This is a genomic window from Rhodopseudomonas palustris BisB18, assembly GCF_000013745.1.
In the GTDB taxonomy this organism is placed as follows: Bacteria; Pseudomonadota; Alphaproteobacteria; order Rhizobiales; family Xanthobacteraceae; genus Rhodopseudomonas_A; species Rhodopseudomonas_A palustris_F.
Window position 1 is genome coordinate 2,144,406 of the sequence record NC_007925.1, and the last position, 25,718, is coordinate 2,170,123.

Below are 25,718 nucleotides of genomic sequence, written 5' to 3' on the forward strand. Positions count from 1 at the left end.
TGCTACGCGACGTTGGCATTCGCGGCGATGGAACTATCCCTTGCCGCCAGACATTCGGCAGCCAGCAAGCTACCTGCATTTCCTGCATCGCCCGCCAGCCACGCCCAGATAATAGATCAGTGGAGCTGCGATGGTTGACGGGGGCGGGGAGTGGCATGTCTTGGCGTTGCATGTCTTGGCGTTGCGCGTCTTGGCGTTGCGCGGCGATGCCGGGAAAACCGCGTGTGATTTGTTGGGTAATTGCGCGATCCACAGCCGGTCGTGCGACCGATGACGGCGATCGCCGCGGCGTCGGCGTTGGCCGCACCCCCGCACGCCGTGATGGGGCGCGGCCATCCGCATGGCGGGCCGAAGCCGGTCAGTGCCTTCCTTGTCGAGCCCGGTCGCGATGCCTTGACGCAGGCGTTCAGCGGTCGAGAGTTCTCGCCGCCATGGCACGGCAGCATCGAGGTTGCGGCGAGCGAGGCCGCGGCCGCCTTCGAGCGATTGTTCGCGACGCCGCGTAGCGCGCCTGCGATCGCCTATATCCATATGCCTTACTGTCAGAACCACTGCCTGTTCTGCGGCTTCTTTCAGAATGTCTGGCGACCGGAGGTCGCAGAGCCCTTTGTCGACGACGTGATTGCCGAAATCGCCGCCAAGGCGGCGACGCCGTTGGTGGCGTCGGCGCCGATCGAGGCGGTCTATATCGGCGGCGGCACGCCCTCGGCGCTGCCGGACCAACAGCTCGTTCGGCTGATCGGCAGCCTGCGGCAATTGTTGCCGTTGACGCCGGATTGCGAGATCACGCTGGAGGGCCGCTCGCACGGTTTCGGCGTGGCCAAGGCGGCTGCGGTGCTGGAGGCCGGAGCGACCCGGATCTCGCTCGGCGTGCAAACCTTCTCCACCGCTGTCCGCCGCCGGCTCGGACGCAAACAGTCCGGGCCGGAGGTGGCGTCGTTTCTCGAGGATCTGGTCGGGCTCGGTCGTGCCAGTATCGTGTGCGATCTGATCTATGGCCTGCCCGGACAGGATCACGACGGCTGGCTGCGCGACATCGACATCGCCAACGCCGTCGGGCTCGATGGCGTGACCTTGTATGCGCTCAACCTGTTTCCCGGCGGCCCGCTCGCCACCGCGATCGAGCATGGCAAGTTGCCGCCCGCGGCCAACATCGCCGCGCAGGCGCGGGACTACGCCGCTGGCGTCGATCGGTTGCTGGGGTTCGGCTGGCGGCAGGCCTATCAGTCGCATCTGATCCGCTCGCCGCACGAGCAGAACCGTTACAACGCCCTGATCAAGCAGGGATCGGCCTGCCTGCCGTTCGGTCCGGGCGCCGGCGGGCAGGCGCACGGTTATCGTTGGCGCAATGTGATCGACGTCGAGCAGCGCCGCGCCATGCTGGCGCAGGGCGTGGCCCCGGTGGAGGGGCTGTCGCGGGTGCCGCTGCAATATGCCGCGCAAGCGGTGATCACCGCGGGCCTCGAGGCCGGGCGGCTCGATCTCGCCGCGGTGGAGAGCTTGCATCCGGGGTTTCGCGTCGCGGCGGCACCGTTGCTGGCGAACTGGACCGAGGTCGGGCTCGGCGAGATCGTCAAAGACCATTTCCAGCCGAGCCGCGCCGGCGCATTCTGGATCACCAAACTGACCGGCGGCTTCTATGCCGCGCTACGATCGGCGCCGTCGGCAAAGGGCGAAGGAGGCTAATCATGATGAAGCGCCGCGCGAGATGCGCTAGCTCACATCTCTCAAACGCCGGAACATCCGCATGCGAGTTTTGATTTTCGGCGCCACCGGTCGCACCGGGCGCCATCTGGTCGATCTGGCAGAGAGCTTCGGCTGGCTGGCGCATGCCAGTGGACGCGACCCCTTGCAGTTGCCGGCTCTGTCGGCGCCCAACGGCTGGAGCGTGGCGGAACTGGCGGACGCCGGCGATGTGGCGCGGGTGGTTCGGGCGGTGGCGCCTGATGCCGTCATCTCAGCGATCGGCGGCATGTCGCCGGTCGGCCCCTTGGTCGACGAGGTCGGCAATATCGCGATTTCCAACGCGGCGCAGGCGGCCGGCGTGCGCCGCGTGATCCAGATCTCGTCGCTCGGCTGCGGCGACAGTCGTCGCTATGCATCCGAGCGCATCGTCGCGGCGATCGGGCCGGTGCTCGATGCCAAGACCCGTGCGGAGGATCATCTGCGCGGCCTCGATCTCGATTGGACCATCATCCGGCCAGGAGGCTTGACCGACGCGGAGGCCACCGCCACCGGCGCGCTGTACGACGATCCGCGGGTGCACGGCCGGATCGGCCGCGCCGCCCTCGCCCAGCTGGTGCTGACGGCGTTGTCCACGCCCGCCACGATCGGTCGCATTCTGTCGGCCGTCGACCGCGGCAGCCTGCCGGCCGAGCCGAGCGACATCCAGGAATTTTTGCTGACCTCGGCGGCGATCTGACCGCCGAACGATGGGCAAGGTCGCGGCACCCCGTCGTGATTAACAATTGCTTTAAACTGAGCGGCGGCTTGGTTGACCGGGTCCCACGCTACCGTTACCAAATGACAACCGTTGGCAAAAGCCAGCGTTGCCACTGCCAGCCAGCTGCCCGAAAGGGCGACGCCCGCCAGCCGTAACTCACAGGAATTCGGGGCTGTCATGCTGGGGCTGAGCACGCGCGCCTGCGCGTTACTTCTATCTGTATCTGTTGTTTCGCTGGCCACCGCGCCAAGCTACGCACAATCGGCGGCGCCGGAAGCGCAGGCGCCGCAACCGGCAAAACCCAAGCCGGCCAAGCGCAAGCGTGCGGTGGTCGAGCCGGCACCTGCGGCGCTTCAGGCGCGCGCGCAGATCGGCCAGCCGACCTATCAGTCGCTCGACGTCATCACCGTCGCCGCCAGCAAGACTGAAGAGAGGGCGATCGACGCGCTGGCCCCGGTCAGCGTGGTGACGCTGGAGCAAATCCAGGGCATTCAGCCGAACCGGCTGGCCGACGTGTTCCGCGCCGTGCCCGGGGTGTCGTTCCAGGATCGCGGCGACGATCCGGCGACCGCGATCAATATCCGCGGCCTGCAGGATTTCGGCCGGGTCGCGGTGGTGGTCGACGGCGCGCGGCAGAACTATCAGCGCACCGGCCATAACGCCAACGGCTCGTTCTTCCTCGACCCGGAACTGATCGGCAGCATCGACGTGGTGCGCGGGCCGACCGCGAACATCTACGGCTCAGGCGCGATCGGCGGCGTGGCGTCGTTTCGGACCAAGGACATCAACGACGTGCTGCGGCCGGGCGAGCGTTGGGGCGTCGACCTCAACGGCGCGGTCGGCTCCAACAACGGTCGCGGGCTCGGCTCGGTGTTCGGCGGTGTCCGCGTCGATCCCACCGTCGACGTGTTCGGCGGCGCGGTCTACCGCACCCAGGGCAACTACAAGGACGGCGCGGGCACCGAAATCGGCAACACCGGCAACGAGATCGCCGCGGGGCTGCTCAAGCTCACGGTGCGGCCCGCCGACGGCCACGAGATCAAATTCGGCGGCGTGTTCCAGGACTATCAATACAGCATCGGCCAGTTCAACCGCGGCGCGACCACTACGGCGGCGCCGGCGAGTGCGATCGCCGGGTCCTCGGTTTACGATTCCGACGCCAAGAACTACACCGGCACGCTGAACTGGAAATACTCCAAGCCAGACGACATGTGGTTCGACTGGAATATCAGCCTGTACGGCAATCGCACCGACAACGATCAGGTCAAGACCTACAACAACCGGATCTCAGCCGGCAGCGGCGTCTGCACGATTGCCAATCCCGGCAACAACATCTCCGGCTGCGTCGGCGACAGGCGCGGCTATCTGCTGGACACCATCGGGTTCGACGTCAACAACACCAGCCGTTTCGATCTCGGCGACTGGCGCAACGCCGTCACCTACGGCGTCGATGCCTTCCAGGACGACGTTTCAACCTGGGACAGCCGCGGCAATTCCAACATCACCACGCCGAGCGGAACGCGCACCGTATCCGGCGGCTTCGTGCAGCTGAAGAACAACTATTCCTCGTGGCTCGAGGTGGTCAGCGCGCTGCGCTACGATCATTATGAACTCGCCTCGGGCGCGACGAGCGCCAGCGGCGAACGCCTGTCGCCAAAGATCTCCGTCGGCGTCACGCCGCTGCAGGGTTTCACGCCCTATGTCAGCTACGCCGAGGGCTATCGCGCCCCCTCGATCACCGAGACGCTGATCTCGGGCGGGCACGCCACCGGCGGCGGCCCGGTGTTGTTCAACTGTCCGGATGGCACCTCGGGGCTGTTCTGCTTTCTGCCCAACGCCGCCTTGCGGCCGGAAGTCGGCAAGAACAAAGAGGTCGGCGTCAACCTGAAATACGACAGCGTGTTCACGGCGGGCGACAGCTTCCGCGGCAAGTTCAATCTGTTCCGCAACGATATCGACGACTACATCGATCTCGTCGCATCGACCCCGGAACGATATACGTCGATCTTCATGGGCTTCCCGATTTCCGGAACGTCGAGCAAATATTATCAGTACCAAAACACGCCGCACGCCCGGATCGAGGGCTTCGAGGCCGAAACCATGTACGACGCCGGACAATGGTTCGCTGGCGTGTCGGCGACCGTGCAGCACGGCAAGAACACGCAGACCAATATCGGCCTGGCCACCGTGCAGCCGCGCAAGGTGACGACCAGCGGGGGAGTGCGGTTCCTGGAACGAAAGCTGACGATTGCGGCGCTATGGTCGGCGGTCGCCGCCAATACCGATATCCCGGTTGGATATCTGCCGTCGACCGCGTACGATCTGGTCAACCTCTATGTGACCTACCAACCGACCGCCGACATCACGTTGAGCTTTTCGGTCGACAACGTTCTGAACGAGTACTATCGGCCGTATGCAATTCCTAGCTCGGCAAGCGACGGGACCACGCAAAACGATGCCATTTGGAGCAGCCCCGGTCCCGGCATCGTCTACAAGGGAGGATTGAAAGTCCATTTCGGAGGCGCTTAGCTCGCATCATCTGTCTCTGAACCTCCGAGCCGCGTCGGTGCCCCGACGCGGCTCATCCAGCGAAATGCCACCCAGCCATCTTGCGCCCGGCAGTCAATTTCACAGGAGAGAACAATGTTCATCGCAATGAATCGGTTTCAGGTGAAGACCGGGTCTGAGGCAACGTTCGAAGAAATTTGGGCGAGGCGGGAATCCTATCTCGACCAAATGCCAGGTTTCGTCGAGTTTCATCTGCTCAAAGGACCGCAAGCCGAGGATCACACGCTGTATTCGACCCACACCACCTGGATCGACAAGGCCGCGTTCGAAGCCTGGACGACGTCTGAACAGTTCCGCCGCTCGCATGCCCGCGCCGGCAACGACAGCGCGGGCCCGAGCATCTACCTGGGCCATCCGAAATTCGAGGGCTTCGAGGTGATCCGCTCGGAACGCAAATCCAGCGCGGCGGCATGAGCGGCGCGCGGTGCCAATCCATTGAAGGAAATTGCCATGCTGAGGACCGATCTCGTCGCGCTCGCGACCTACCTTGCTGAAAATCCCGGTGCGGTGATCGAGGAGGTCGCGCGCGAGCGCAACGTCTCGCCGCGAACCGTGCTTGAGGCCCTTCCGGACCGAATGGTGCGGATCGGGCCGGGCGATGCCTTCGTGCCGGCGATGCGGGACATCGCGCAGTGGGGCGAGGTCACGCTAATCGTGCACACCGTGGACGCAATCTTCGAGTTCACCGGCGCGATCCCCCAAGGCGAGATCGCTCGCGGCTATTTCAACCTGATGCAACCCAAGGGCCTGCACGGCCATCTGCGGCACGAGCGCTGCGCCGCGGTGGCCTTCGTCGAGCGCCCATTCATGGGCAAGGCCACCGCCTTCCTCGCGTTTCTGAACGCCGAGGGCGGCATCATGTTCAAGGTGTTCGTCGGCCGCGACGAGACTGGGGCGCTGCGCGCCGATCAATTGCAGCGCTTCCAAGCGCTCGCCGATCGGGTCGGTGGCAGCGGCGTCGCATGAGGCTTGGCTGGGCGACGCCGGTCATCGCGCGTGAAATCCCTGGCAGGCTGACCACGCGGCGCGCGAGGCCGCGTGGTCGGAGCGGTCATCTCACCATCGGTAGGCCAGCTTGCCCATGATAGTTCGCGACGAGCCGTAATTGCAGGCGTTGACGGTGAAGCACGCCGGCACGTAGTATTTGTCGAACAAGTTGGTGACGTTGACGCTGGCGGTGAATCCCTTCATCGCCAGGAATTTCTTGCCGAGATCATAGCGCAGCGCGGCGTCGACCAGGGTGAATTCCGGAACCCTGAAGCTGTTGGCGTCGTCGCCCCAGGTTTCGCCGATGTAGCGGACGCCGCCGCCGACCGCGAAGCCGGCAAGCGCGGCGGTCTGGAATTCGTAATTCAACCAGAGCGACGCCGAATGCGCCGGCACGCGGTAGGGCGTGTTGCCGATCTGGCCGGCGGTATTGGTCTTGGTGATCTCCGCGTCGGTGTAAGTGTAAGCCGCGGTGAGGCTCCAGCCGCTATCGAGGCTGGCGACCGCCTCGATTTCAACGCCCTGAACCCGAACCTCTCCGGTCTGCACCGAGTAGTTGGTGTTGACCGGGTCGATGGTCTGGACGTTCTGACGGCGAAGGTCGAAGGCGCTCAGGGTCACGAAGCTGTTGTAGCCGGTCGGCTGGTACTTCACGCCGACCTCATATTGCTGTCCGGTCTCCGGCAGGTAGGAATTGCCAAGCCGATCGGTGCCGACCACCGGCGTGAATGATTCGGCATAGCTGATGTAGGGCGCAAGCCCGAACTTCGACAGATAGGTCAGCCCCGCCCGCTTGGTGAAGTCCCCGTCGTCCTGCGATCGGGAGCTGTTGGCGATCAGATTGTCGGTGTCGCGCCAGGCCCAGTCCTGGCGGACGCCCAGCGTCAGCAACCACTTGTCGAGCTTCAGCTGGTCCTGCAGATAGAGCCCGGCCTGCGAAGCGGTGATGTCCTGCAGCGACCTGCTGGTGTAGGCGTTGGTGTTGACGACCGCGCCGTAGACCGGATTGAAGATATCGATCGAAGCAGCGGCGCCGCTCTGTTCCAGCCAATGCGACGTTCCCCACAGATAGTCCAATCCGACGATCGCCTTGTGCTCGATCGGACCGGTGTCGAAATTGAATCTCAGGCGGTTGTCGACGGTGACGGCGTCGCTGTCGATGTCGCGAAGCGTGTAGCGGCGATTGAGGGTTCGCTCGTTCACCAGGGCGCCCGACGCTTGGAGATATTGCCGATGATTGGTCATGTGGGTGTAACGGAAATTCTGCTCGAATTTCACCGTCTCGTTGAAGCGATGTTCCAGCTCGTAGCCGAGCGCCGTGCGCTCGGAGGTCTCGCCCTCCCAGCTCGGTTCGCCAAGGAACCGGCTGAACGGGATATGGCCGTATCGGTTCGGCAGCAGCACCGCCGCCGCCGGAACCTGGGCGTAGAAATCGCCTTCGTTGCGCTGGTAGGAGGTCAGCACGGTGAGGTTGGTGTCCGGGTTGGGGAGCCAGGTGACGCTGGGTGCGAAATACACCCGATCGTTCTTGACGTAGTCGACCTGGGTGTCGGCGTTGCGGCCGAGGCCGACGAAGCGATACAGCAGCGACTTGTCGGGACTGGCCCCGCCGATGTCGAACGCGGTCTGGGCGTGGTTGAAGCTGCCATAGGTCAGCTCGATTTCGTTGACCGGATTGGCGGTCGGCCGCTTGGAGACGGCGTTGATCAGGCCGCCGGGGGTCTGTTGTCCAAACAGCACCGAGGTCGGCCCTTTCAGCACCTCGACGCGCTCCAGGCCGTAGGGATCGGTGGCGAAGAAGCCGAAATAGCCCGGGGTGACGCTGCGCAGCCCGTCCTGATAGGTGTCGAGACTGCTCTGCAAGAAGCCGCGGACGTACAGCGGATTGTCGAGCGCCTGCGATCCGCTGGCCTCGGTGCGGACGCCGGCGGTGTAGCGCAGCGCTTCGTTGATGCTCTGGGCGCCCTGGTCCTTGATTTGATCGGAGGTGACGACCGAGATCGCCTGCGGGGTCTGCAGGATCGGGATGTCGCCCTTCATGCCGGTCGACGCGTTCTGCGCGACGTAGCCGTCGACATGTTCGAACGCCGACTGTCCGTCGACGTTGATCGTATCGATCGCGATGACGCCGTCGCCGGCGATGGCGTCGATCGCGGTCATCCTGGGATCGACCAGAGCGACGGTGGTCGGGCCGGTGGCACGAACGCGAAGCCCGGTGCCGGCCAGCAGCGTCTGCAGCGCGCGTTGCGGCGGCATCACGCCGGACACCGCCGAGGAGGTCTTGCCGCCGACGATCTGCGAGGAATAGCCGACCTCCCACCCGGTCGTTCGAATGAAGGCGGCGATTGCCGAGGCCAGCGGCTGTGCGGGGATGGCGAGGGTCACCAGCTGAGCGGCCGGCGGCTGGGCTTGCTGCGCGGTGGCCGCGGTCGCGGCGAACAGACTGGCGCTGCCCAGCATCGTGGTGGAGATCAGGGTGGGCAGCAGCCGACGCGCGCGTTTTGTCACTCTGTCGTTATTAATCGCATTTGAGGCGCCCACGCCGAAACCGAACTCCATTGGAAAAATCCCTCTTCGTCATGAATTGCGAGCCGGTCCGCGCGCGCATAGGGCGGCTCCTGTCAAACTCGACGAATGGGCGAAGCAAATCTCACAACGGAAGTTGCGAATTTAACGCAGAATTAGGAGGCCTCCAGGAATGCGCGTCACCGTTGCGCCCGCCGCCATTGCAAGCGATCGGATGGTGCCTTCCGGATTCGCCAGACGGTAGCTGCCGCTGACGGTGACGTCGCCGATCCGACGATCAGCAATCAGAACCGGCCGCGGATAGTAACGCTTGACCTCGTCCAACACCTGCCGGAGCGGACGATCGTTGAACACGATGCGGCCGTCTAGCCAGGCCAGCGAGCTGGCGATGTCGATGTGGCTGGCGCCGGACAGCGCCGTTGCCGAAGCGGAAACAGAATAGCCCGGCTCGAGCCGCGCGGTCTCGGCCCGGTCCGGCAGCCGGGCCACCTCGACGGAGCCGCGTGCGAGAACGACGACGTCTTGCTGGTCGTCGGTTCGCACCGAAAACGCCGTCCCCTTGACCCCGACCTCCGCGAAACGACCCGCCACGGTGAATGGATGCGTCGCGTCCGGCACGACGTCGAAAAATGCTTCGCCCTGCAGCAGCCGCACCGATCGCTCGCCGTTGCTGAAGCGCAACGCGACGGCCGACGCGGTGTTCAGGGTCATGCGCGAGCCATCGGGAAGGATCACCTGCTGCCGGTCGCCGGTCGCCGTCATGTAATCGGCCTGCCGTTGGATGATCAACGCCGGGACCCACTGCAGCCCGATCGCGATCAGCGCGGCCGCGGCGATCGCGGTGATCGACCGCGTCCAGCGCCTGCGAGGCGGAGACCTCCGCCGTATCGGCAGCGGGTGGACGCTACGCTGCGCGAGGCGCTGGGTGGCGAGTTCGATTTCGGGGGAGGTCCAGATCTGCGTGAGCTTCGCGAAGGCTTCGGCGTGGTTTGGGCTCTGGTTTCGCCATCGCGCGAAATCGTCGCTGACCGCCGCGTCCTCGGGGCTCGCCTGCAAGCGGACAAACCAGTCCAGCGCCGCGTCCGTCACCGGATCGGGATGGACATAATGCGTTTCTGGCGCGGGGCGTTTGGCCCGATCATGTTCCACTCAGGTCATCCGAAACAAAGCTGGTGTATCGCGCGGTGTTATAGCTGAGACGTTCGGCAGATTGAAATCTCACAAAAGGAGGTGTTCTTCGTCGGCGAACCGCGCGTCCATTCGTTGCATTCCATTGCGATCCGCGACGCTGGGCCTGCGCCGTCATCTGCGGTCGATCCGTGCCAGCGCATCGTGGCAATGTCCGACCGCAAGTTTGAGATCATTGAAAACCGTGTTTTGCGACACTCCGAGATGTTCGGCGATCCTTGGATAAGGCCATTTTCTGACCCGACTGAGAATCCAAACGCTCTGCGCCCGCTTGGGAAGCTGGGCCAACGCCTGATCCAGCAATTTCAGCCGCTCGCGCTGGATCAGCGCGTCCTCCGGCGACGGCACATTGGCCGGCACGTTCATCACCGTGGTGTCTGGATGATCGTTTCGTTCAAACGATCCGCGCAATTTCTTGCGCCGCAAGTGATCGATCGCCAGGTTGCGCGCGGTTTGGTGAAGGAATGCCTCGATGTGATCGATCGGTCCGGCTTCGATCGCCTTGCGGGCCCGCAGATAGGTTTCGTGGGCGACATCCTCGGCCGCCTGCGCATCGCGGACGATCCGCATGGCGCTCCACATCAGCGATTTGCGATGATGCAAGAAGACGTTGTTCAAGACCGCAAGCATGCCGCGGCCCCTGCCAACGCGGCGCCATCCGCCGGCACGATGATGGTCCGGACCGGCCGCGGAATCCGCAGTTGGCTGCGATTGATGACCATCGGTCCGTCGGCCTGGCCTGTTCCCACGATCGATGCGTACCCGTCTCCTGAGCGTCCGGCGTCGTGCCCAGATTGAGAAGGGCTATTAGCAGAAGCGGATTCGCATTCAACGACAATCAATTAGAACGAATACAAACTGCAAGCGGGTTCTGCCCGGGACCGCAAGACGGCGGTGCCGTAGTTGAGCTTGGTCGTTGGCTTTCCAGCAGGAGAGGCCGTGGGCATTGCGGCCACCGCCGTTGCTCGACTTGTCTGAACTTTGCAGCACGCGCTCCACACGGGTCAATGCTTGGTGGCAACTAATTGTGGCCTTGCGCTCGTTGCAAGCGGCGATCGGCGCAACGTGAAGCCGATAGCTTAGATTGATTGTAAGCGCGCAAGATTGCGGGGCGTGGCGAACAACCTTAATCCTACTCACATCGAGCTGCGCTTTAGAACTGTTCAACGTGTGCTGCGGCGTCGTGTTGTCGGCGAAGTGCGGTTGACGACGGCGATTGTGTCGGCGGGCGATGCCGGCGGTGACGACGTCCACTGCGGCGGGTACCGCCGGCCGCAGGTCAGAGCGCTCCGCAAGTGACCGCGTGGCAAGTTGTGCGCATCACGTTGGCGAGGATCGTTGCCCGCTCGGATGATCGGAGTGGGCCGAATGAGTCGGATAGAAAAGGCGGAATGTAATGAAGAATCTGACGCGCCGACTGACTCTGGGGTTGCTGCTCGCGCTGGTTCAGCTGCCGGCCTCGGCGCAGGACGCCGCATCGCCCGGCGATGCGACATTGCCGCCGCCGCCGACGCCGCTCGCGGTCCCCACCGGGCTGCCGCATGATCTGTCGCCCTGGGCGATGTTCCTCGCCGCCGACAACATCGTCAAGGCGGTGATCGTCGGGCTGGCGCTTGCCTCGCTGGCGACCTGGACGGTGTGGCTGGTGAAGATCGTCGAACTCACCAGCGCCAAGCGCAGGGCGCGCAGCGCGGTGCGCAAACTGCAGCGCGCTGACAGCCTGGTACAGGCCAGGCAGCAGATCGATGCGGACTGGACCCGCGATGGTCCGGTCGCCGATCTGGCGCAGGCGGCGTTGCGCGAGACCGAGCGCTCGAACGATCTGTCTGCGGAGGGCGTCAAGGAGCGGCTCGCCATCGCGTTGTCGCGGATCGAGGCCGAGGCCGGCCGCGACATGGCGCGCGGCACCGGGCTGCTGGCGACGATCGGGGCGACCGCGCCGTTCATCGGCCTGTTCGGCACGGTGTGGGGCATCATGAATTCGTTCGTCGGCATCGCGCAGACCAAGACCACCAACCTCGCGGTGGTGGCGCCCGGCATCGCCGAGGCGCTGCTCGCCACCGCGATCGGGCTCGTCGCAGCGATCCCCGCGGTGATCATCTACAATGTGTTCGCCCGCGCCATCGCCGGCTATCGTGCGCTGTTGTCGGATGCTTCCGGCGAGGTACTGCAGCATCTGTCGCGCGATCTCGAGCGGCAACAGAAGGCTGCGCCCGCCGGGCGGGCCGCACCGGCGCGCTCGCGCTGGCTGGCGGCGGAGTAGCCGATCATGGCGGTGACGTTGAAAGACCCGCACGACGGCGACCTTGCCGAACTGTCCGAAATCAACGTCACGCCGTTCATCGACGTGATGCTGGTGCTGCTGATCATCTTCATGGTGGCGGCGCCGTTGTCGACGGTGGATGTCGGCGTCGATCTGCCGACCTCCACCGCGCAGCCGCAGCCGCGGCCCGACAAGCCGGTGTATCTCACCGTCAAGCCGGACCTGTCGCTGGCGCTCGGCAACCAGGATATCGCCCGCGAGGCGTTGCAGGCCGCGCTCGACGGCCAGACGGCGAGCGATCGCGAGCAACGCGTGTTCCTGCGCGCCGACGGGGTGGTGCCGTATCGCGAACTGATGGCGGTGATGAACCTGCTGCGCGGTGCCGGCTATCTCAAGGTGGCGCTGGTTGCGCTGGAAGACCTTGGGGCGGGCGGTGCCATTGCCGCCACGCCGGCGATGCCGCAAGCGCCGCGGCCATGATATTCGGCTGGCACGATCCCGACGCCGGGCCTGACCGCGTGTCGCCGCGCGCCGGAGTGCGCTGGCTGCTTGCGGCCGTGACGGTCGCGGGACTTCATGTCGCGGCGGTGATGGCCGGGTTGAACTGGAAGCCGGCGGAGGCCGCGGGCGATCCGCCGGCCGCGCTGATGATGGAGCTGGCGCCGCTCGCGGTGGCACCGGAGTCGACGGAGCAGGTGGCGCCGGGGCCGCAGCTCACAGAGGCGCAACCCGAAGCCGAGCCCGAGCCGGAGGTCCCAGTCGAGGACAAGCCGCCGGACATCAAGCTTCCGGACACCGCCAAGCTGGAGGCCGCCGCCGTGCTGCCGCCGCCGCCGAAGCCGGAGAAGAAACCGCCGCCGAAGAAAAAACGCGAGGCCGAGCGCACGAAGCCGATCAACCCCGACCGCTCCAAAGCGACGCAGACCTCGGCGCCGCCGGCCGCGCAGGCGCAGAGCGCCGATCGCATGGCCGCGCCGGCGGCGGGGGCTTCGACGTCGTCGGCTTCAGCGGCGTCGTGGCGTGGCGCATTGATGGCACATCTCAACCGACACAAGCGGTTTCCTCCCGGCGGCGGTGCCGGCATGGCACAGGTCGCCTTCACGATCGATCGGTCCGGGGAGGTGCGCGCGGCCAGGTTGGTTGGATCGTCCGGCGACGCCGCGCTCGATGCCGAGGCGGTCGGCCTGGTTCGCCGTGCCAGCCCGGTGCCGCCGCCGCCCGCCAATGTCGGCGGCTCGTCGATCTCGCTGTCGGTCCCGGTCAGGTTCAACCGCTGAGGCGTGATGTCAGCCCGCCTCTGTAGACTTTTCTCTTTCGTTCTTTAGAGGTTTTCAGCAACCGCCGGCACGACTGCCAACTCTGCGCGCATTGCTCGGAAGACTCGACCAGCTGTGAGGGGCAAACAGCTACAGCGAACCGCGCGCGCTGAACGCCCCGCTCGAAAGCGGGGCGCCGAGATTGATCCGGCGCGGTCCAAGCTTGCGTTATGTCCTGGCCCCGCCGGAAGCGGCGGTCGCAAGTCCCGACGGCTCAGAACGTCGCCTTCATGCCGACATAGAAGGTTCGCCCGGCTTCCGGATAGCCCCAGGCGAGGGCGTAGTACTGATCGAAGATGTTCTTCACCCCGCCGGACCAGGTGAGGTTGTCGCGCATCCGGTATTCGGCGGCGAAATTGGCCGACAGATAGGCGCCGGTCTTGACGTAGCTGTTGACCGATTTGTTGGCGATCACCTGGTTCTTCTGCGACCAGCGCTCGTCGGCATATTGCAGGCTCGGCGTCAGGGTCACCGACTCGATCGGGCTGTAGCTCGCATACAGCATGCCCTTCACGGTCGGAATGCCGGTCTGCTGCACCGTCGGATCGCTCGGGTTGGTGAGCTGGTTGTGGATGTAGGAGACGTTGCCGCCCAGCATCAGCGTGGCGTTGACGGCGTAGTCGACGGCGAAGTCGACGCCGTAGCGGTAGCCGTCGCCGACGTTTTGGTTCTGGGTGATCGCCGACACCTTCTTGGAGATCGGGTCGGTATAGGATTTCCCCGTCGCGACCGACTGGATCATGTCGGTGACGGTCGCGTAGTAGCCGAGAACCGACACCTGGCTGTTCGGCGCGAAGGCATTGGTCCAGCCGATCTGATAATTCACCGCGCGTTCCGGGGCCAATTCCGGATTCGACGCCGCGGTGCCGAATTTCGAGCTGAACCGCTCCGACAACGTCGGAAAGCGGGTGCGGTCGGAGATGTTCAGAAACAGCTTCGCCGTGTCCGAATAGCGCCAGATCGCCGCGGTCTGCCAGTTGAACGCCGAATCGTCGGTCAGCCGGTAGTTGATCCAGTACGGCGCGTAATAGACCGGCGACTTGTATTGTCCGAGGGAATAGTCCTCGGCCTTGCTGAGATGCCGCCAGTCATAGCCGATGCCCTGCACCCAGTCGAAGTCGCGGGTGATGTGGACGGTGTTTTCCGACCCGACCGAATAGGTGTCCTCGGTGGAGACCTGGGTCGGCTCGACGAAACAGCTGTGGCTCGAGGCCTTGCTGGTGCTGCAGGTCGCGCTCTTCGGCGTCGTCGTGGCGTTCAAGCCGTATTGGTCGGTGAACGTCTCGTTCCATTCGGAATGGTTGTCGCGCCGGATATGCGTCGCCAGCTTGAGGGTGTCGAGGGTGCCGAAATCCTTGCCGATCTCGATGGAGTTGCCGACCGCCCAGTCCTGATAGATCGACCGCGCCGCGCTGGACGAATAGCGCTGGGTCTGCGCGGGGTCGTCCCACATGTCGATGGCGTTGTCGAAGGTCTCCCAGAACGTCCGGGTCTTGACGTAGGCGTCATCGCCGACTGCCGTCTTGGTCGCCGCCGACAGGATCTGCACGTTCCAATACGGCCACGACCAGTATTTTGGCGACGCGGTCGGCTCGACATTGTACGGCGCGTCCTTCTTGCCGTTCTGCCGGATGAAATTGATCGAATATTCGTCCTCCGGATTCGGCGTCCAGCCGGCCTTCAGGTTGACGCTCCAATCGTTGGAGGCGGAATAATCGCGACGTCCGCCGTTTTCGATCGCGGTCGGCGAGAAGCTCGACGGCAGCTCCCAGCCCTCGAGCTTGCGCCACGCCGCGCTGGCCTGGAAATAGTAGTTGTCCTGCTTGCTGCCGACGCGACCGTAGTTCTTGAAGCCGTCGAAGGCGCCGTCGTTGCCGAATTCAGCTTGGCTGCGCCATTCGCCTTCGAACGCCTTGACCGGCTTTTTGGTGACCAGATTGATCGCGCCGCCGAGCCCGCCCGGGCCATCCAGCACCGAGACGTAGCCCTTGGCGATCTGGATCTGCGAAATGTCGTCGGTCAGAAACCGCGAGAAGTCGAGGCGGTTGTCGGCCGGCAGATAGATCCGGACGCCGTCGATCGACAGCGGCACCTGCAGACGATCGAAGCCGTGAACGTAGATGTTGGTCTCGTTGCGTTGCGTGCCGGTGGTGGCGGCGCTGACCCCGGGCACCAGGTCGATCGCCTTGTCGAGCGAGCCCTTGTTGAAGCGCTCGGTCTGCGCGTTGCTAATCGTGCTGCCGCCGAAGGCGCCGAATTCCGAGCCTTGCTCGGGCGCCGCGGTGACGTTGATCTGGCCGAGTTCGTAGACGCCGTCATTGCCCGCCCACGCCGCATCGACGGCCGAGACCGTCGCCGCGCCCGCGAGCAGGATGGTGATCCGTTTCATGGTTTTCATTGCGCCCCCCAAGGCTGTTTTCCGCGTCGAAGTGAGAGGCACCACAGCGCGCGCGGCCGGCTGGGAGTGCGATGTTTGGGTTGGCGAGGAGCCGCCGGGTCGCCACGCGGAGCGCGACGCTGTCGGGCTGATGCAGTGCGGACCGATCTCGGTCCGGAATGGCTGCGATTGCAGCCGCCGCCGGGGAGGCGGCTGGCTGACAGCCCTCCGAGAATATTCGCGCGCAACGGCATCGGACCCACGAGTTTATAGAAAATAATTACATGAAGGATCTGTTGGAGGGTTTTACGGGGGTGGCAATCGTCGGAAACGCGTCCGGAACCACGATGCACGCCAGGCGTGCGCGCAAGGTAATTTAGTAGCGAAAATCGGTCTGGGAGAGCGGAAGTTCCAGATTTTGCGGCCGAAATGCGTCAAAAATGCAACATGTGCTCGGCACGCAGGGCAAGTTTGATTGCAGAAAACGATCCGATGTTGCGCGTCGACAGCAAATACCGCTGGATTCGCCGCCGGTTCCGTTTATGTAAATAGAATATACAAGTCAGGTTGCCGGCTCTGGTGCACTCAAAGAGTGGGCGGGGGCCGGCCGAGTGGAACGAGGCGGCGAATGCAAGCGGATAACCAAATCAGACCCGGGGAATTGGCGGCGGACTGGTCCGGCGCCGATGCCGACGTGGTTTTCATCGGCCGGATTCATACGCCGTGGTCGGAACTCGCCGACTGTCCGCGGCATGGCCGCGCCGACGGACCGCTTTGCCGGATCGAGATCTTCGAGACCTGGGGGCCGGCGCTCGCGGGCCTCGACGAAGGCGCGCTGCTCGAAGTGTTCTATTGGCTGCACCGGTCACGGCGCGATCTGTTGCAGCAGTGCCCGCGCAACGACGGCGTCCCGCACGGCACCTTTTCGATCCGCTCCCCGATCCGACCCAACCCGATCGGGACCTCGGTGGTCCGCCTGGAAAGCCGCGACGGCAACAACCTGTTCGTCCGCGGGCTGGATTGTCTGAACGGCACCCCGCTGGTCGATCTGAAGCCCGATCGCAAGGTATTCGTGCCGCTGGCGCCGCCGAAACCCGGAGACTTTCTGGTCGGCGACGCATGACCATGTTTCGCACGGCGTCGCGGGCGGCCGTCCTGATCGCCCTGACTCTCGCGGCCCTGATTGTCGGCGCAGCGGCGCCCGCGCAGGCGCGCAGCGTGGTGGATTCCGCCGGCCGCCGCGTCGAGGTGCCGGACAGCATCCGGCGGGTGTTCGCCTCGGGCCCGCCGGCGGGAATCCTGCTCTATGTCGTTGCGCCGGAAAAGATGATCGGCTGGGGCCGCGCGCCCCGCGACGAGGACAAGCCTTTTCTGCTGCCGAGCACCCGGGAGATGGCCGAACTCGGACGGCTCACCGGACGCGGCGACACCATCAGCACCGAGCGGCTGATGGCGAGCCGGCCGGACCTCATCGTGGATTTCGGCTCGACCAACGAAACCTACGGATCGCTGGCCGACCGCATCCAGGCCCAGACCGGCATTCCTTACGTGCTGATCGACGGACGCTTCCAGAACACGGCCGCAGCCTTGCGGCTGTTCGCCGAGATCCTGGGCGTCAGCGAACGCGGCGAGGCGCTGGCGCGGGCCGCGGAGGCGATTTTCGCGCGTGTCGACCGCGTGGTGGCGACGGTCCCCGCGGCGGACCGTCCTCGCGTCTATCTCGCCCGCGGCAATGACGGCTTCGAAACCGGATCGCGCGGTTCGATCAACACCGAGATCATCGAGCGGGTCGGCGGCGTCAACGTCGTCGAGGGCGTGCGCGACGCCGGCGGCATCGCGCGGGTGTCGCCGGAGCAGGTGATCGGTTGGGCGCCGGACACCATCATCACCACCGATCCCGCCGTGCGGCGCTTGATCCTGGAGCGCCCGGAGTGGCGAGGGATTCCTGCGGTGCAGAAGCGGCGGGTGTTTCTCGCGCCGAACCAACCGTTCGGCACTATCGATCTGCCGCCGTCGGTCAATCGCCTGATCGGGCTGTCGATCCTGGTCCACGCGTTCTATCCCGACCGCGTCGCGTCGGATCTCAACGCCGAACTGCGCGAGTTCTACCGGCTGTTCTATCAGGTCGATGTGCCCGACGCCGAGATCGCGCGGCTGCTGCAGGGGCTTGGTCACTGAGGTGGCAAACCTGCGGGTGACGCCGGTGGTGATCGGGCTTTCGGCTCTGCTCGTCGTCGTGGTGATCCTCGCCGCCGGCATCGGGCCCTATTCGATTCCGCCGCGCGACGTCGTCGCCGCCATTGTCGACCGGCTTGCCGGTCGTCCTGACGAGGGGCAGGTTGCGGTGGTGCTGTTTCAGGTGCGGCTGCCGCGCATCGCCGCCGCGATCTGCGTCGGCGCGGCGCTGTCGGCCGCCGGCGCGGCCTATCAGTGCCTGTTTCGCAATCCCTTGGTGTCGCCGGATATTCTCGGCGTCTCGCACGGCGCAGGCTTCGGCGCGGTGATCGGCATCCTGTTCGGCTTGCCGGTCGCGATCATCGAACTGATGGGCTTCATCACCGGATCGCTGACGGTGATCATCGTCGCCACCATCGCCTGGTCGCTGCGCCAGCGCGGCGACGTGCTGATGCTGGTGTTGGCCGGCATCGTCGTCGGCTCGCTCGCCGCCGCGGCGATCTCGCTGGTGAAGATCGTCGCCGATCCCTATTCGCAACTGCCGATGATCACCTATTGGCTGCTCGGCAGCCTTGCCAGCGTCCGCCCCGACGACATCGCCATCGTCGCGCCCACCGTCGCCGTCGGGCTGATCCCGCTGTTTCTGCTGCGCTGGCGCATCACCGTGATGTCGTGCGGCGACGACGACGCGCGCACGCTCGGCATCGATGTCCGGCGCACCCGACAGGTGGTGATCGCCGCGGCGACGCTGATCACCGCCAGCGTCGTTGCGGTGTCGGGGGTGATCGGCTGGGTCGGGCTGATGGTGCCGCACATGGCCAGGCTTCTGGTCGGACCACGTTTCGACCGTTTGCTGCCGACCTCGATCCTGATCGGCGCGGCCTTCATGGTGCTGGTCGACACGCTGGCGCGTACCGCGGCGCGCATCGAAATCCCGATCGGCGTATTGACCGCGCTGATCGGCGGCGGGCTGTTCGTCTGGCTGATGACCCGCCGCGGCGCCCGCGACGTCTGGAGGCGCGAGTGACCGCCCGCCTCACATTGCAGGATGTGGCGATCGGTTACGACGATCGAGCGCTGGTCGAGGGCATCGATCTCGAACTTCGCGGCGGCAGCACCACCTGCCTGATGGGGCCGAACGGCGTCGGCAAGACCACGCTGTTCAAAACCCTCCTCGGCCTGCAGCCGGCTTTGCAGGGGCGCGTGCTGATCGGCGGCGACGACGTCGCGACGCTGAGCCGAGAGCAGATCGCGCGCCGCATCGCCCACGTCCCGCAAGCCTACCTCGGCGATCCGAGCCATACGGTGATCGACATCGTCGTCATGGGTCGCACCGCGCGGCTCGGCCTGTTCAGCGCGCCGGGTCGCGACGACGTCGCGGCGGCATGGCGCGCGCTGGAGGCACTCGGCATCGCCGACATCGCCGAGCGATCCGCCGATCGGATCTCCGGCGGCCAACGGCAACTGATGTTGATCGCCCGCGCGCTGGTGCAGGACACCGAGCTCATCGTGATGGACGAGCCGACCGCCAGCCTCGACCTCGGCAACCGCCTGGCCTTGCTCGACCAGATCCGCACGCTAGCGGCACAAGGCCTGTCGCTGCTGGTGTCGACGCACGAGCCGGAACATGCTTTCGCGATCGCCGACCGCGTCGCCATGATCGGCCGCGGTCAGCGCTTCGAGGTCGGCTCCGTGGAGGAGATTCTGACCTCGGCCCGGCTCAGCGATCTTTACGGCCTTGCGCTTGGCCTCGAGACCACCCCGTCGGGCCGTCGCGTGGTGACGCGCGCCGCCCCGTTCCCCATCTGATCAAGGAGATCGCCATCATGGCCCCGCATCCGCTCGCCGTCGTCGTGCACAGCAAAGGCGATCCGCTCGAACAGACATTGGCCGCGGCGCGCGATCGGCTGGCTGGCCGTCCCGGAATCCGGATCGCCGGCCTGGTGCCGCGGTTCGGGGCGCAGCATTCCAACGGCCGCGCTTCGCTGTGGCTCGACGACATCGGGCGCGGCGATGCCATCGCCTTGTCGCAGGATCTCGGCGCCGGATCGACCTCGTGCATTCTTAGCGCCGATGGCCTTGCCACGGCGCGGCTCCGGCTGGCCGAGGCGATCGCAACGCGGCCGGATCTGATGTTTTTCGGACGCTTCGCCAAGGAGGAGCTCGCAGGTCGCGGCATTCGCGAGGAGATCGGGCTGGCGCTCGTCGAAGGCATTCCGGCGCTGGTTGCGGTGGAGCAATCGATGCTGCCCGGCTGGAGCGAATTCGCCGGCGAAGACTGGACCGCGCTCAGCCTCGATGTCGAGGCGATCGTCGGCTGGTTCGCCGCGCTCGAACAAGAGGCTGCGGCGAGCGCCTGATGGCGAGACAGTCGGCATAGTGCGCCGCGCTTTCCCGTCGTCCGCGGATGGCCTAGGGTCGTGGCCCGACACAGGTGGCGCGACTCCGGCGATGGCAGACGACAAGATTGATGCATTCCTGGTGCTGCGCAGCGGCGGTCGCTTGCTGCTCGGTCGCGACCGCATCCGCCTGCTCGAGGCGGTCGCCGAACACGGCAGCATCACCAAGGCCGCCAAGGCGATGGAGCTCAGCTACAAGACCGCCTGGGAAGCCGTCGATGCCATCAACAACCTGTTGCCGACGCCGGCGTTCGTGACGCGGACCAGCGGTCGCGTTGGCGGCGCCGCCGAGGTGACCGCGGAAGGCCGCCGGCTGATCGCCGTCTTCCATCGTCTCGAGGACCATCTGACCAAGATCTCATCGCTGATCGCGGAAGAAGGGCTCGAGGAAATCGACGACGCGGCGCTGCTGTGGGCCGGATTCAAAGTCTCGGCGCGCAACGTCTTCCGTGCCGAGGTGGTGAACCTTCGACGTTGGCCGGTCGATGTCGAGGTGGTCCTCAAGGTTTCCGAAGAACATCTGATCCACGCCACCGTCACCAATGCGGCCGCCGAACAGCTTGGGCTGGCGACCGGTCGCAAGGCGTTGGCCCTGGTCAAAGCCCCGTTCGTGCGCCTGGTAGCACTGGCTGAAGCGTCGAAGGTGCGATGTAATCTGTTCCGGGGCCTGGTGAAGCGACGCGTCGACGCCGAGGTTCACTCCGAGATTCATCTCGATATCGGCAATGGCAAGACCATCATCGCGGTGGTGCAGCGTCATCATGCCGAGGATCTCGCGATCGCCGAAGGTGCCGAGGCCGCCGTGACGTTCGAACCGGATCACGTCATCATCGCCGTGGATTGACTAGCCGGCCTCGAAGCGGATCGTCGATCGCTGTCGCAGCACCGTTGCCGTCGCGCCGGCAGCGTTCTGGCCTTCGTCCGCTGGGCGTCGAACGACGTTGGCACGGTCGTGTCCTGGCAGCTCGGCCGGAAGCGGGGGCTGGGATCGTAATGCCGCGCGCCGAGCGTCGAGACCTACGGCTCAGCCCGCGGGGCCTCCGAATGGGATATCCGGAACGCCGGGTTGCTCGTCCCGACGGCGTCATCCTCGGTTGCTACGGCGAGCACTATTTGCGTCATGACGGACCGGAAACATATGCTGTGCTTTGCACCGACAAGGTCGGGAGAAGGCGTCGGCCTCGTTGTCGCGACGTTGTTGACCTGGCCTGGAACCACGATCGTTTACGACATCAAGGGAGAAAATTGGACGCTGACGGCTGGTTTCCGGTCACGGTTCGGTCGTGTGCTCAAATTCGATTCGACCGACGCGATCTCCGCCGCCTCATCAAGAGCAGGTCAGGTCCCGGTTTTCCCCACATCGACGACGGGGCTGGTCGTCGAGCTGGCGGGGATGATCTCGACCGTTGCCGTTCTGCCCACGATCAGCCTGATGCCCATCGGCCTCGGGTCGATGCGGATCCGGACCGGGATGCGCTGTGCTAACCTGACCCAAGAGAAAGTTGGCACGACTTTCGGGAGAAGATTGCGCGTGTCGTCCCGCTGATCGTCAGCGATGGCGGCAGCGATGCTCTCGACGCGGCCGGTGATCTCCGCATCCTCGCCCATCAGCCGGATTTTGGCGCGGTCGCCAATCGAGACCCGCCGCAGCTTCGTCTCCTCGAAGTATCCCTCCATACGCAGCGAGGCGGTGTCGACGAGCGCCACCGCCTGCGCCCCCGCCGCCAAGTAGTCGCCTGGATGGATGCTCAGATTGGTCACGATACCATCAACGGGCGCCTTGACCGAAGAACGCTCCAGATTGAGTGCGGCGAGATCCCGGTCGAGTTGCGCCTGCCGGTAGGTCGCCTCTGTCTGCTGCATGGTGGTATCCACCTGTTCCAGTTTCTGCCTGGTAACGGTGGTGTCGCTGAGCTGGCGATAACGGACGAGATCGTGATTGGCCATGTCCAGCGCGGCCTTGCTGCTGTCGGCTTTGGCTTCAGCCGTTTTCATGGCAAGCCGATAGCGCGCCTGATCGATGCGGAAGATAACGTCGCCGGCGTGGACCTCTTCATTGTCATGCACGAGCACCTGGCTGACGAGGCCGGACACGTCGGGCGCGAGACGCACCACGTCGGCGCGCACGCGGCCGTCCCGTGTCCAGGGGCTTTGCTCGTAGCGCCCCCACAATTGCGCCGCGAAGAGCGCGGCGATCGCGACAAGGCCGAAGGTCAGGGTGTAGCGGCCGAAGACGGTTAGAAGAGGCGTCATTTGAACAGTCCGATGAATGGCATGTGCTCCACGAGTAGGCCGTAGACGATTGAAAAAATGGCGAGCTCGACAAGCGACGGGTAGACGAAGGCGCGATAGATCCCCGCGACCGCGAGGAAACGGATCAGAGCGACGGTTGCGACCAGCGCGACGAGCGCAATCACCAGCAGGCTGGGGATCAGGACGCCGCCGATGTCGAAATCGACGATCATAGGTCGCGCTCCGCATCCGCCGATCCAATCGGCCCCAGGGCAAAGCGGAGGTCGATTAGCAGGTCGAGGAGTGAAGAACGATCCGCGAGCGCGGTGTCAGCGATCAGCGCCATCAAGGCGTCGATTCGCCGGACCAAATCGACGGTTTCGGCAGCTTCCGTGCCGGGCCGGGCGCCCACGCTTGCGGCGATCGCCGCAAGAAGATCGCGCGCTTCGTCCCCGACCTCGCCGTCGAGGTGCTGCATCTTCTGGCGTAGATGGCCGACGGCACGGCCGATGCGAAGATGGTGCAGCGTGTCGTCGAGGACGCCGCAATAGGACTTCTTGGACTGCTGGAGCCTTGGGAACAGCAACGCAGTACGATCGACCATCAGGTTGGTCCAGTGCGCTTCATCAGGCGCGTGACCGTGGGCTCGCCGCATGACGTCCTTCCGGCTCAAGCGGAGCAGCCGGTTGATCGCCGCGTCGACCGGAACGGTCTGGAACAGCGTCATGCTCACCACCCCGAATATCACGCCCGCAAACAGCGCGATGACCGTGTTGAGAGCCTGGGCGAAGTCGCCGGTGTAGCTGGGGCCCAAGCCAGCCAGGATCGGAACGGTGAGGGTGATACCGAACGCCATGAGCGTGGTCTGCGGACGCGCCTGCAGCGAACCGGCAAACAGGAAGACCGGCGCGAGCACGGCGACAAGTACGCTGAAGTCGGTGACCCGGGGGAGGATGACGAAGCCGTAGGCGAGGCTGATGGCCACCCCGTAGATCGAGCCGACAATATTCTTGACGACGTTTGGCGCTGGCGCGTCAACATTCCCGAACAGCGTGCAGCAGACGCCAAAAATTGAAACCGCCATCCCGCCATCCGGCCAAGCCGACCAGATCCAGAACGCGCAGCTGGTGAGGATTCCGATGACCGCGCCCAGCGCAGCGCGTCCGGCCATCCATGGGTCGCGGTGATAGACGTAGCCCTCGGTGCGCCTCGGCCAGTGGAGAGAGGAGATATCACGCGATCGGTCAGCCGTCGTGAGATGCCGCCCCAGACGATCGCAGTCGTGCAGCAGGCCGATCATTTCGGCAAGATGGCCGGCGAGATTGACGGCGAGCCGATCGCCAGCCGTCACGGCGTTCGTGCCGATGTGGCCCTGGAGCGATCGCGTGCGGTTGATCAGTTCGATTGCGGCGCCAGGACGCTCGGCGGCATCGACTGCGGCGATCCAGCTTTCGACGTCACCCAGCAACGTGGTCAGTTCATCGGACCGATCGCGGTGTTCCGTCCCAAGCGCATTGATCCGGTCCTCGATCTCCATCGCGAGCGGAAGCAGTCGCGCCAGCCGGTCATGGAGCTGCTGGAGCTTCCCGTGACTTGGCGTAACAGGAGCCGGGTCGTACGGCAGGTGGATCGCTAGCCCCTGCAGCGCCAGCAGATCCACCGCGAGCCGGCTGCGATCGCCACGGGTCTTTTCGCCCGGCGTTCCGTTCAGCGCGTCACCCGCCAGACGGCGAGCGTCCCGCAGGGTAGCTGACAGCTTACCGATGAACTGGTCGGTCACCAGCTTCGGCAGGACGAAGCGATGCATCAGGACAGTGCAGAGAATTCCGATCGATATCTCTTGGACCCGCAGCGATGCCGTGTCGAAGACCGCACCGGGATCGAGCACGCTGGGGAAGCCGATCAGGCTCGTGGTATAGCCGGCAAGAACGAAGCCGTAGGCTCGTGGGGTGCGATCCATCAGCGAGAAATACAGGCACAGACCGATCCAGCAGGAGAGGACCACGCTGCACGCAATGGGATTGTTCACGAAGTGCGGCACAATCGCCACCGTCGCAACGGCACCGGCGATCGTCCCCGCGAGCCGATAGACGCCCCGACTGAGCGACGCGCCCGCGGAGCCCTGTGAGACGATGTACACGGTGACGATCGCCCAATAAGGCTTTGGAAGCCCGACGCGCAGCGAAATGTAGTAGGCCAACATCGCCGCGGCGAAGCTCTTTGCCGAAAATAGCAGTGCGTCCGAATCTAGCTTCGCGGAGGGCGAACGAAGGAAGTTCGCACACGCGCGCACCATCCCGACGCTCGATTTTTTGGTGGCGCTGTTCGAGGTGTCCATCGGGGATGTTATTGCTGCGTTGCATTCGCAAATAAATTCGGTATCCTGTCATGAAATATCTAAATTCGGACAATCCCATGCTGGTTTCGGGTTCCGCAGCTTCTGTTTTCGACCCCGATCTGGCGAAACTGCCGGCGGTTGCAAGCCAGCTCGACTTCGCACGTCATCAAGCGGAGGTGCCGGTCCACGTCCACCGCAAGGGCCAGCTGATTGTCTCGCTGCGTGGAGCAGTAACCTGCACGGCGGACGACCGGATCTGGATCGTGCCGCCCGATTGTGGAGTCTGGATTCCGGGCGGTGTCCGGCATAGCGCAAGGGCGACAGGGAATGCCCGGCTGATCTACCTGTTCGTGGAGCCGGGGGCCGCGCGATTGCCTGAGGACTGTTGCACCTTGTCGATCTCTCCGATGATCCGCGAGATGGTCTATCGGCTGGCGCGTGAGGGCGCCGACTATCTTCCCGACAGCCATGCGGCTCGGCTCGCGAGGGTGGTGCTTGATGAATTGGTTGAGATGCCGCGAGAGCGTTTCAGTCTGCCGATTTCCAACAACTCAAAAATCCGCGCGATAGCAGACGCTCTGACCCTCGAACCTTCCGACCGCAGTACAATGGGCGAATGGGCCAAGCGCGTGGCGATGAGCGAGAGGTCGCTGGCGCGTTTGATGATCCGCGACACCGGTCTGACGTTCGGCCGTTGGCGCCAGAAGCTGCAGCTTGTCGTTGCGCTTCGGGAACTGGCCAGTGGTGCGACGGTGCAGAACGTGGCCGCCGAGCTGGGCTACGACTCGGTCAACGCCTTCATCACGATGTTTAAGAAGGCGCTCGGGAGCACGCCCGCGCAGTACTTTGCGCAACGAAGAGCGACAATGGTGCAGTCCCAAGAGGCGCGCTCAGCAACTCATTAAT

Annotated in this window: 23 protein-coding genes and 1 pseudogene; 16 read left to right on the plus strand and 8 right to left on the minus strand. The window is 64.9% G+C overall.

Translation table 11 applies throughout. From position 1 onward, the window contains the following. Positions 1 to 270 precede the first annotated feature (270 nt). The 5 genes from hutW to hutX all read left to right on the plus strand — a co-directional run bounded on the left by hutW (position 271) and on the right by hutX (position 5,977). A complete protein-coding gene (gene hutW, locus RPC_RS09885) occupies positions 271 to 1,686 on the plus strand; it encodes a heme anaerobic degradation radical SAM methyltransferase ChuW/HutW (protein ID WP_011472431.1) in 1,416 nt (471 codons plus the stop codon). A 61-nt stretch (positions 1,687 to 1,747) separates the two neighbouring features. Further along, a complete protein-coding gene (locus RPC_RS09890; protein ID WP_011472432.1) occupies positions 1,748 to 2,422 on the plus strand; it encodes an SDR family oxidoreductase in 675 nt (224 codons plus the stop codon). Between the two features lie 198 nt (positions 2,423 to 2,620). Further along, positions 2,621 to 4,972 carry a TonB-dependent hemoglobin/transferrin/lactoferrin family receptor gene (locus tag RPC_RS09895; RefSeq protein WP_011472433.1) on the plus strand — a complete coding sequence of 784 codons (2,352 nt, stop codon included), beginning with the start codon at positions 2,621 to 2,623 and terminating at the stop codon, positions 4,970 to 4,972. Positions 4,973 to 5,086: 114 nt separating this feature from the next. Further along, positions 5,087 to 5,425: an antibiotic biosynthesis monooxygenase family protein gene (locus RPC_RS09900; RefSeq protein ID WP_011472434.1), complete on the plus strand. Its 339-nt coding sequence runs from the start codon at positions 5,087 to 5,089 to the stop codon at positions 5,423 to 5,425. A gap of 36 nt (positions 5,426 to 5,461) precedes the next feature. Beyond that, positions 5,462 to 5,977 carry a heme utilization cystosolic carrier protein HutX gene (gene hutX, locus RPC_RS09905; RefSeq protein ID WP_011472435.1) on the plus strand — a complete coding sequence of 172 codons (516 nt, stop codon included), beginning with the start codon at positions 5,462 to 5,464 and terminating at the stop codon, positions 5,975 to 5,977. 90 nt (positions 5,978 to 6,067) lie between these two features. Here hutX and RPC_RS09910 read toward each other — a convergent pair whose 3' ends face one another. The 4 genes from RPC_RS09910 to RPC_RS26115 all read right to left on the minus strand — a co-directional run bounded on the left by RPC_RS09910 (position 6,068) and on the right by RPC_RS26115 (position 10,966). Further along, a complete protein-coding gene (locus RPC_RS09910) occupies positions 6,068 to 8,506 on the minus strand; it encodes a TonB-dependent siderophore receptor (RefSeq protein WP_167532066.1) in 2,439 nt (812 codons plus the stop codon). Positions 8,507 to 8,668: 162 nt separating this feature from the next. Beyond that, positions 8,669 to 9,673 (minus strand): FecR family protein, encoded by a 1,005-nt coding sequence (locus RPC_RS09915; protein WP_011472437.1) that lies wholly within the window; start codon positions 9,671 to 9,673, stop codon positions 8,669 to 8,671. Positions 9,674 to 9,826: 153 nt separating this feature from the next. Further along, entirely contained in the window at positions 9,827 to 10,342 is a 516-nt protein-coding gene (locus RPC_RS09920) for an RNA polymerase sigma factor (RefSeq protein ID WP_011472438.1), read from the minus strand. Positions 10,343 to 10,540: 198 nt separating this feature from the next. After that, on the minus strand, positions 10,541 to 10,966 hold the full coding sequence (locus tag RPC_RS26115; protein WP_011472439.1) for a hypothetical protein: 426 nt from the start codon (positions 10,964 to 10,966) through the stop codon (positions 10,541 to 10,543). 142 nt (positions 10,967 to 11,108) lie between these two features. Between RPC_RS26115 and exbB the strand changes: the two genes are divergently transcribed. From exbB to RPC_RS09935, 3 genes are read left to right on the plus strand one after another with little or no spacing between them, the layout of a single operon-like run. Next, positions 11,109 to 11,975 (plus strand): tonB-system energizer ExbB, encoded by an 867-nt coding sequence (gene exbB, locus RPC_RS09925; protein WP_011472440.1) that lies wholly within the window; start codon positions 11,109 to 11,111, stop codon positions 11,973 to 11,975. Between the two features lie 6 nt (positions 11,976 to 11,981). Further along, complete coding sequence (gene exbD / locus RPC_RS09930; RefSeq protein WP_011472441.1) at positions 11,982 to 12,455, plus strand: TonB system transport protein ExbD; 474 nt, start codon at positions 11,982 to 11,984, stop codon at positions 12,453 to 12,455. Further along, a complete protein-coding gene (locus RPC_RS09935; protein WP_011472442.1) occupies positions 12,452 to 13,252 on the plus strand; it encodes an energy transducer TonB family protein in 801 nt (266 codons plus the stop codon). Before exbD ends, RPC_RS09935 begins: the two co-directional genes overlap by 4 nt. A gap of 253 nt (positions 13,253 to 13,505) precedes the next feature. Here the strand turns inward: RPC_RS09935 and RPC_RS09940 are convergent, their stop codons facing one another. Next, complete coding sequence (locus tag RPC_RS09940) at positions 13,506 to 15,689, minus strand: TonB-dependent receptor (protein WP_011472443.1); 2,184 nt, start codon at positions 15,687 to 15,689, stop codon at positions 13,506 to 13,508. Between the two features lie 607 nt (positions 15,690 to 16,296). On the opposite strand from RPC_RS09940, the gene tsaA reads away from it, so the two are divergent. From tsaA to RPC_RS26775, 7 genes and pseudogenes are all read left to right on the plus strand, one after another. After that, positions 16,297 to 16,791: a tRNA (N6-threonylcarbamoyladenosine(37)-N6)-methyltransferase TrmO gene (tsaA, locus tag RPC_RS09945; RefSeq protein WP_011472444.1), complete on the plus strand. Its 495-nt coding sequence runs from the start codon at positions 16,297 to 16,299 to the stop codon at positions 16,789 to 16,791. Beyond that, positions 16,788 to 17,846 carry an iron ABC transporter substrate-binding protein gene (locus RPC_RS09950; protein ID WP_011472445.1) on the plus strand — a complete coding sequence of 353 codons (1,059 nt, stop codon included), beginning with the start codon at positions 16,788 to 16,790 and terminating at the stop codon, positions 17,844 to 17,846. The genes tsaA and RPC_RS09950 overlap by 4 nt, the downstream gene beginning before the upstream one ends. 1 nt (position 17,847) lies before the next feature. Continuing rightward, positions 17,848 to 18,870 (plus strand): FecCD family ABC transporter permease, encoded by a 1,023-nt coding sequence (locus tag RPC_RS09955; protein WP_011472446.1) that lies wholly within the window; start codon positions 17,848 to 17,850, stop codon positions 18,868 to 18,870. Next, positions 18,867 to 19,652, plus strand: coding sequence for an ABC transporter ATP-binding protein (locus RPC_RS09960; protein ID WP_011472447.1), 786 nt, complete (start codon positions 18,867 to 18,869; stop codon positions 19,650 to 19,652). Before RPC_RS09955 ends, RPC_RS09960 begins: the two co-directional genes overlap by 4 nt. A 17-nt stretch (positions 19,653 to 19,669) precedes the next feature. Next, complete coding sequence (locus tag RPC_RS09965) at positions 19,670 to 20,203, plus strand: DUF2478 domain-containing protein (protein WP_011472448.1); 534 nt, start codon at positions 19,670 to 19,672, stop codon at positions 20,201 to 20,203. 91 nt (positions 20,204 to 20,294) lie between these two features. Further along, positions 20,295 to 21,086, plus strand: a complete 792-nt coding sequence (locus tag RPC_RS09970) for a TOBE domain-containing protein (protein ID WP_011472449.1) — start codon at positions 20,295 to 20,297, stop codon at positions 21,084 to 21,086. 276 nt (positions 21,087 to 21,362) lie between these two features. Then, positions 21,363 to 21,533: pseudogene (locus RPC_RS26775) on the plus strand (type IV secretory system conjugative DNA transfer family protein); the annotation flags it as partial. Between the two features lie 47 nt (positions 21,534 to 21,580). Here RPC_RS26775 and RPC_RS09975 read toward each other — a convergent pair. From RPC_RS09975 to RPC_RS09985, 3 genes are read right to left on the minus strand one after another with little or no spacing between them, the layout of a single operon-like run. Further along, entirely contained in the window at positions 21,581 to 22,495 is a 915-nt protein-coding gene (locus RPC_RS09975) for an efflux RND transporter periplasmic adaptor subunit (protein WP_011472450.1), read from the minus strand. Beyond that, positions 22,492 to 22,707: a DUF1656 domain-containing protein gene (locus RPC_RS09980; protein WP_041801625.1), complete on the minus strand. Its 216-nt coding sequence runs from the start codon at positions 22,705 to 22,707 to the stop codon at positions 22,492 to 22,494. Before RPC_RS09980 ends, RPC_RS09975 begins: the two co-directional genes overlap by 4 nt. Further along, a complete protein-coding gene (locus RPC_RS09985; protein WP_011472451.1) occupies positions 22,704 to 24,812 on the minus strand; it encodes an FUSC family protein in 2,109 nt (702 codons plus the stop codon). Before RPC_RS09985 ends, RPC_RS09980 begins: the two co-directional genes overlap by 4 nt. A 50-nt stretch (positions 24,813 to 24,862) precedes the next feature. Between RPC_RS09985 and RPC_RS09990 the strand changes: the two genes are divergently transcribed. Next, positions 24,863 to 25,717, plus strand: coding sequence for an AraC family transcriptional regulator (locus RPC_RS09990; RefSeq protein ID WP_011472452.1), 855 nt, complete (start codon positions 24,863 to 24,865; stop codon positions 25,715 to 25,717). Position 25,718 lies beyond the last annotated feature (1 nt).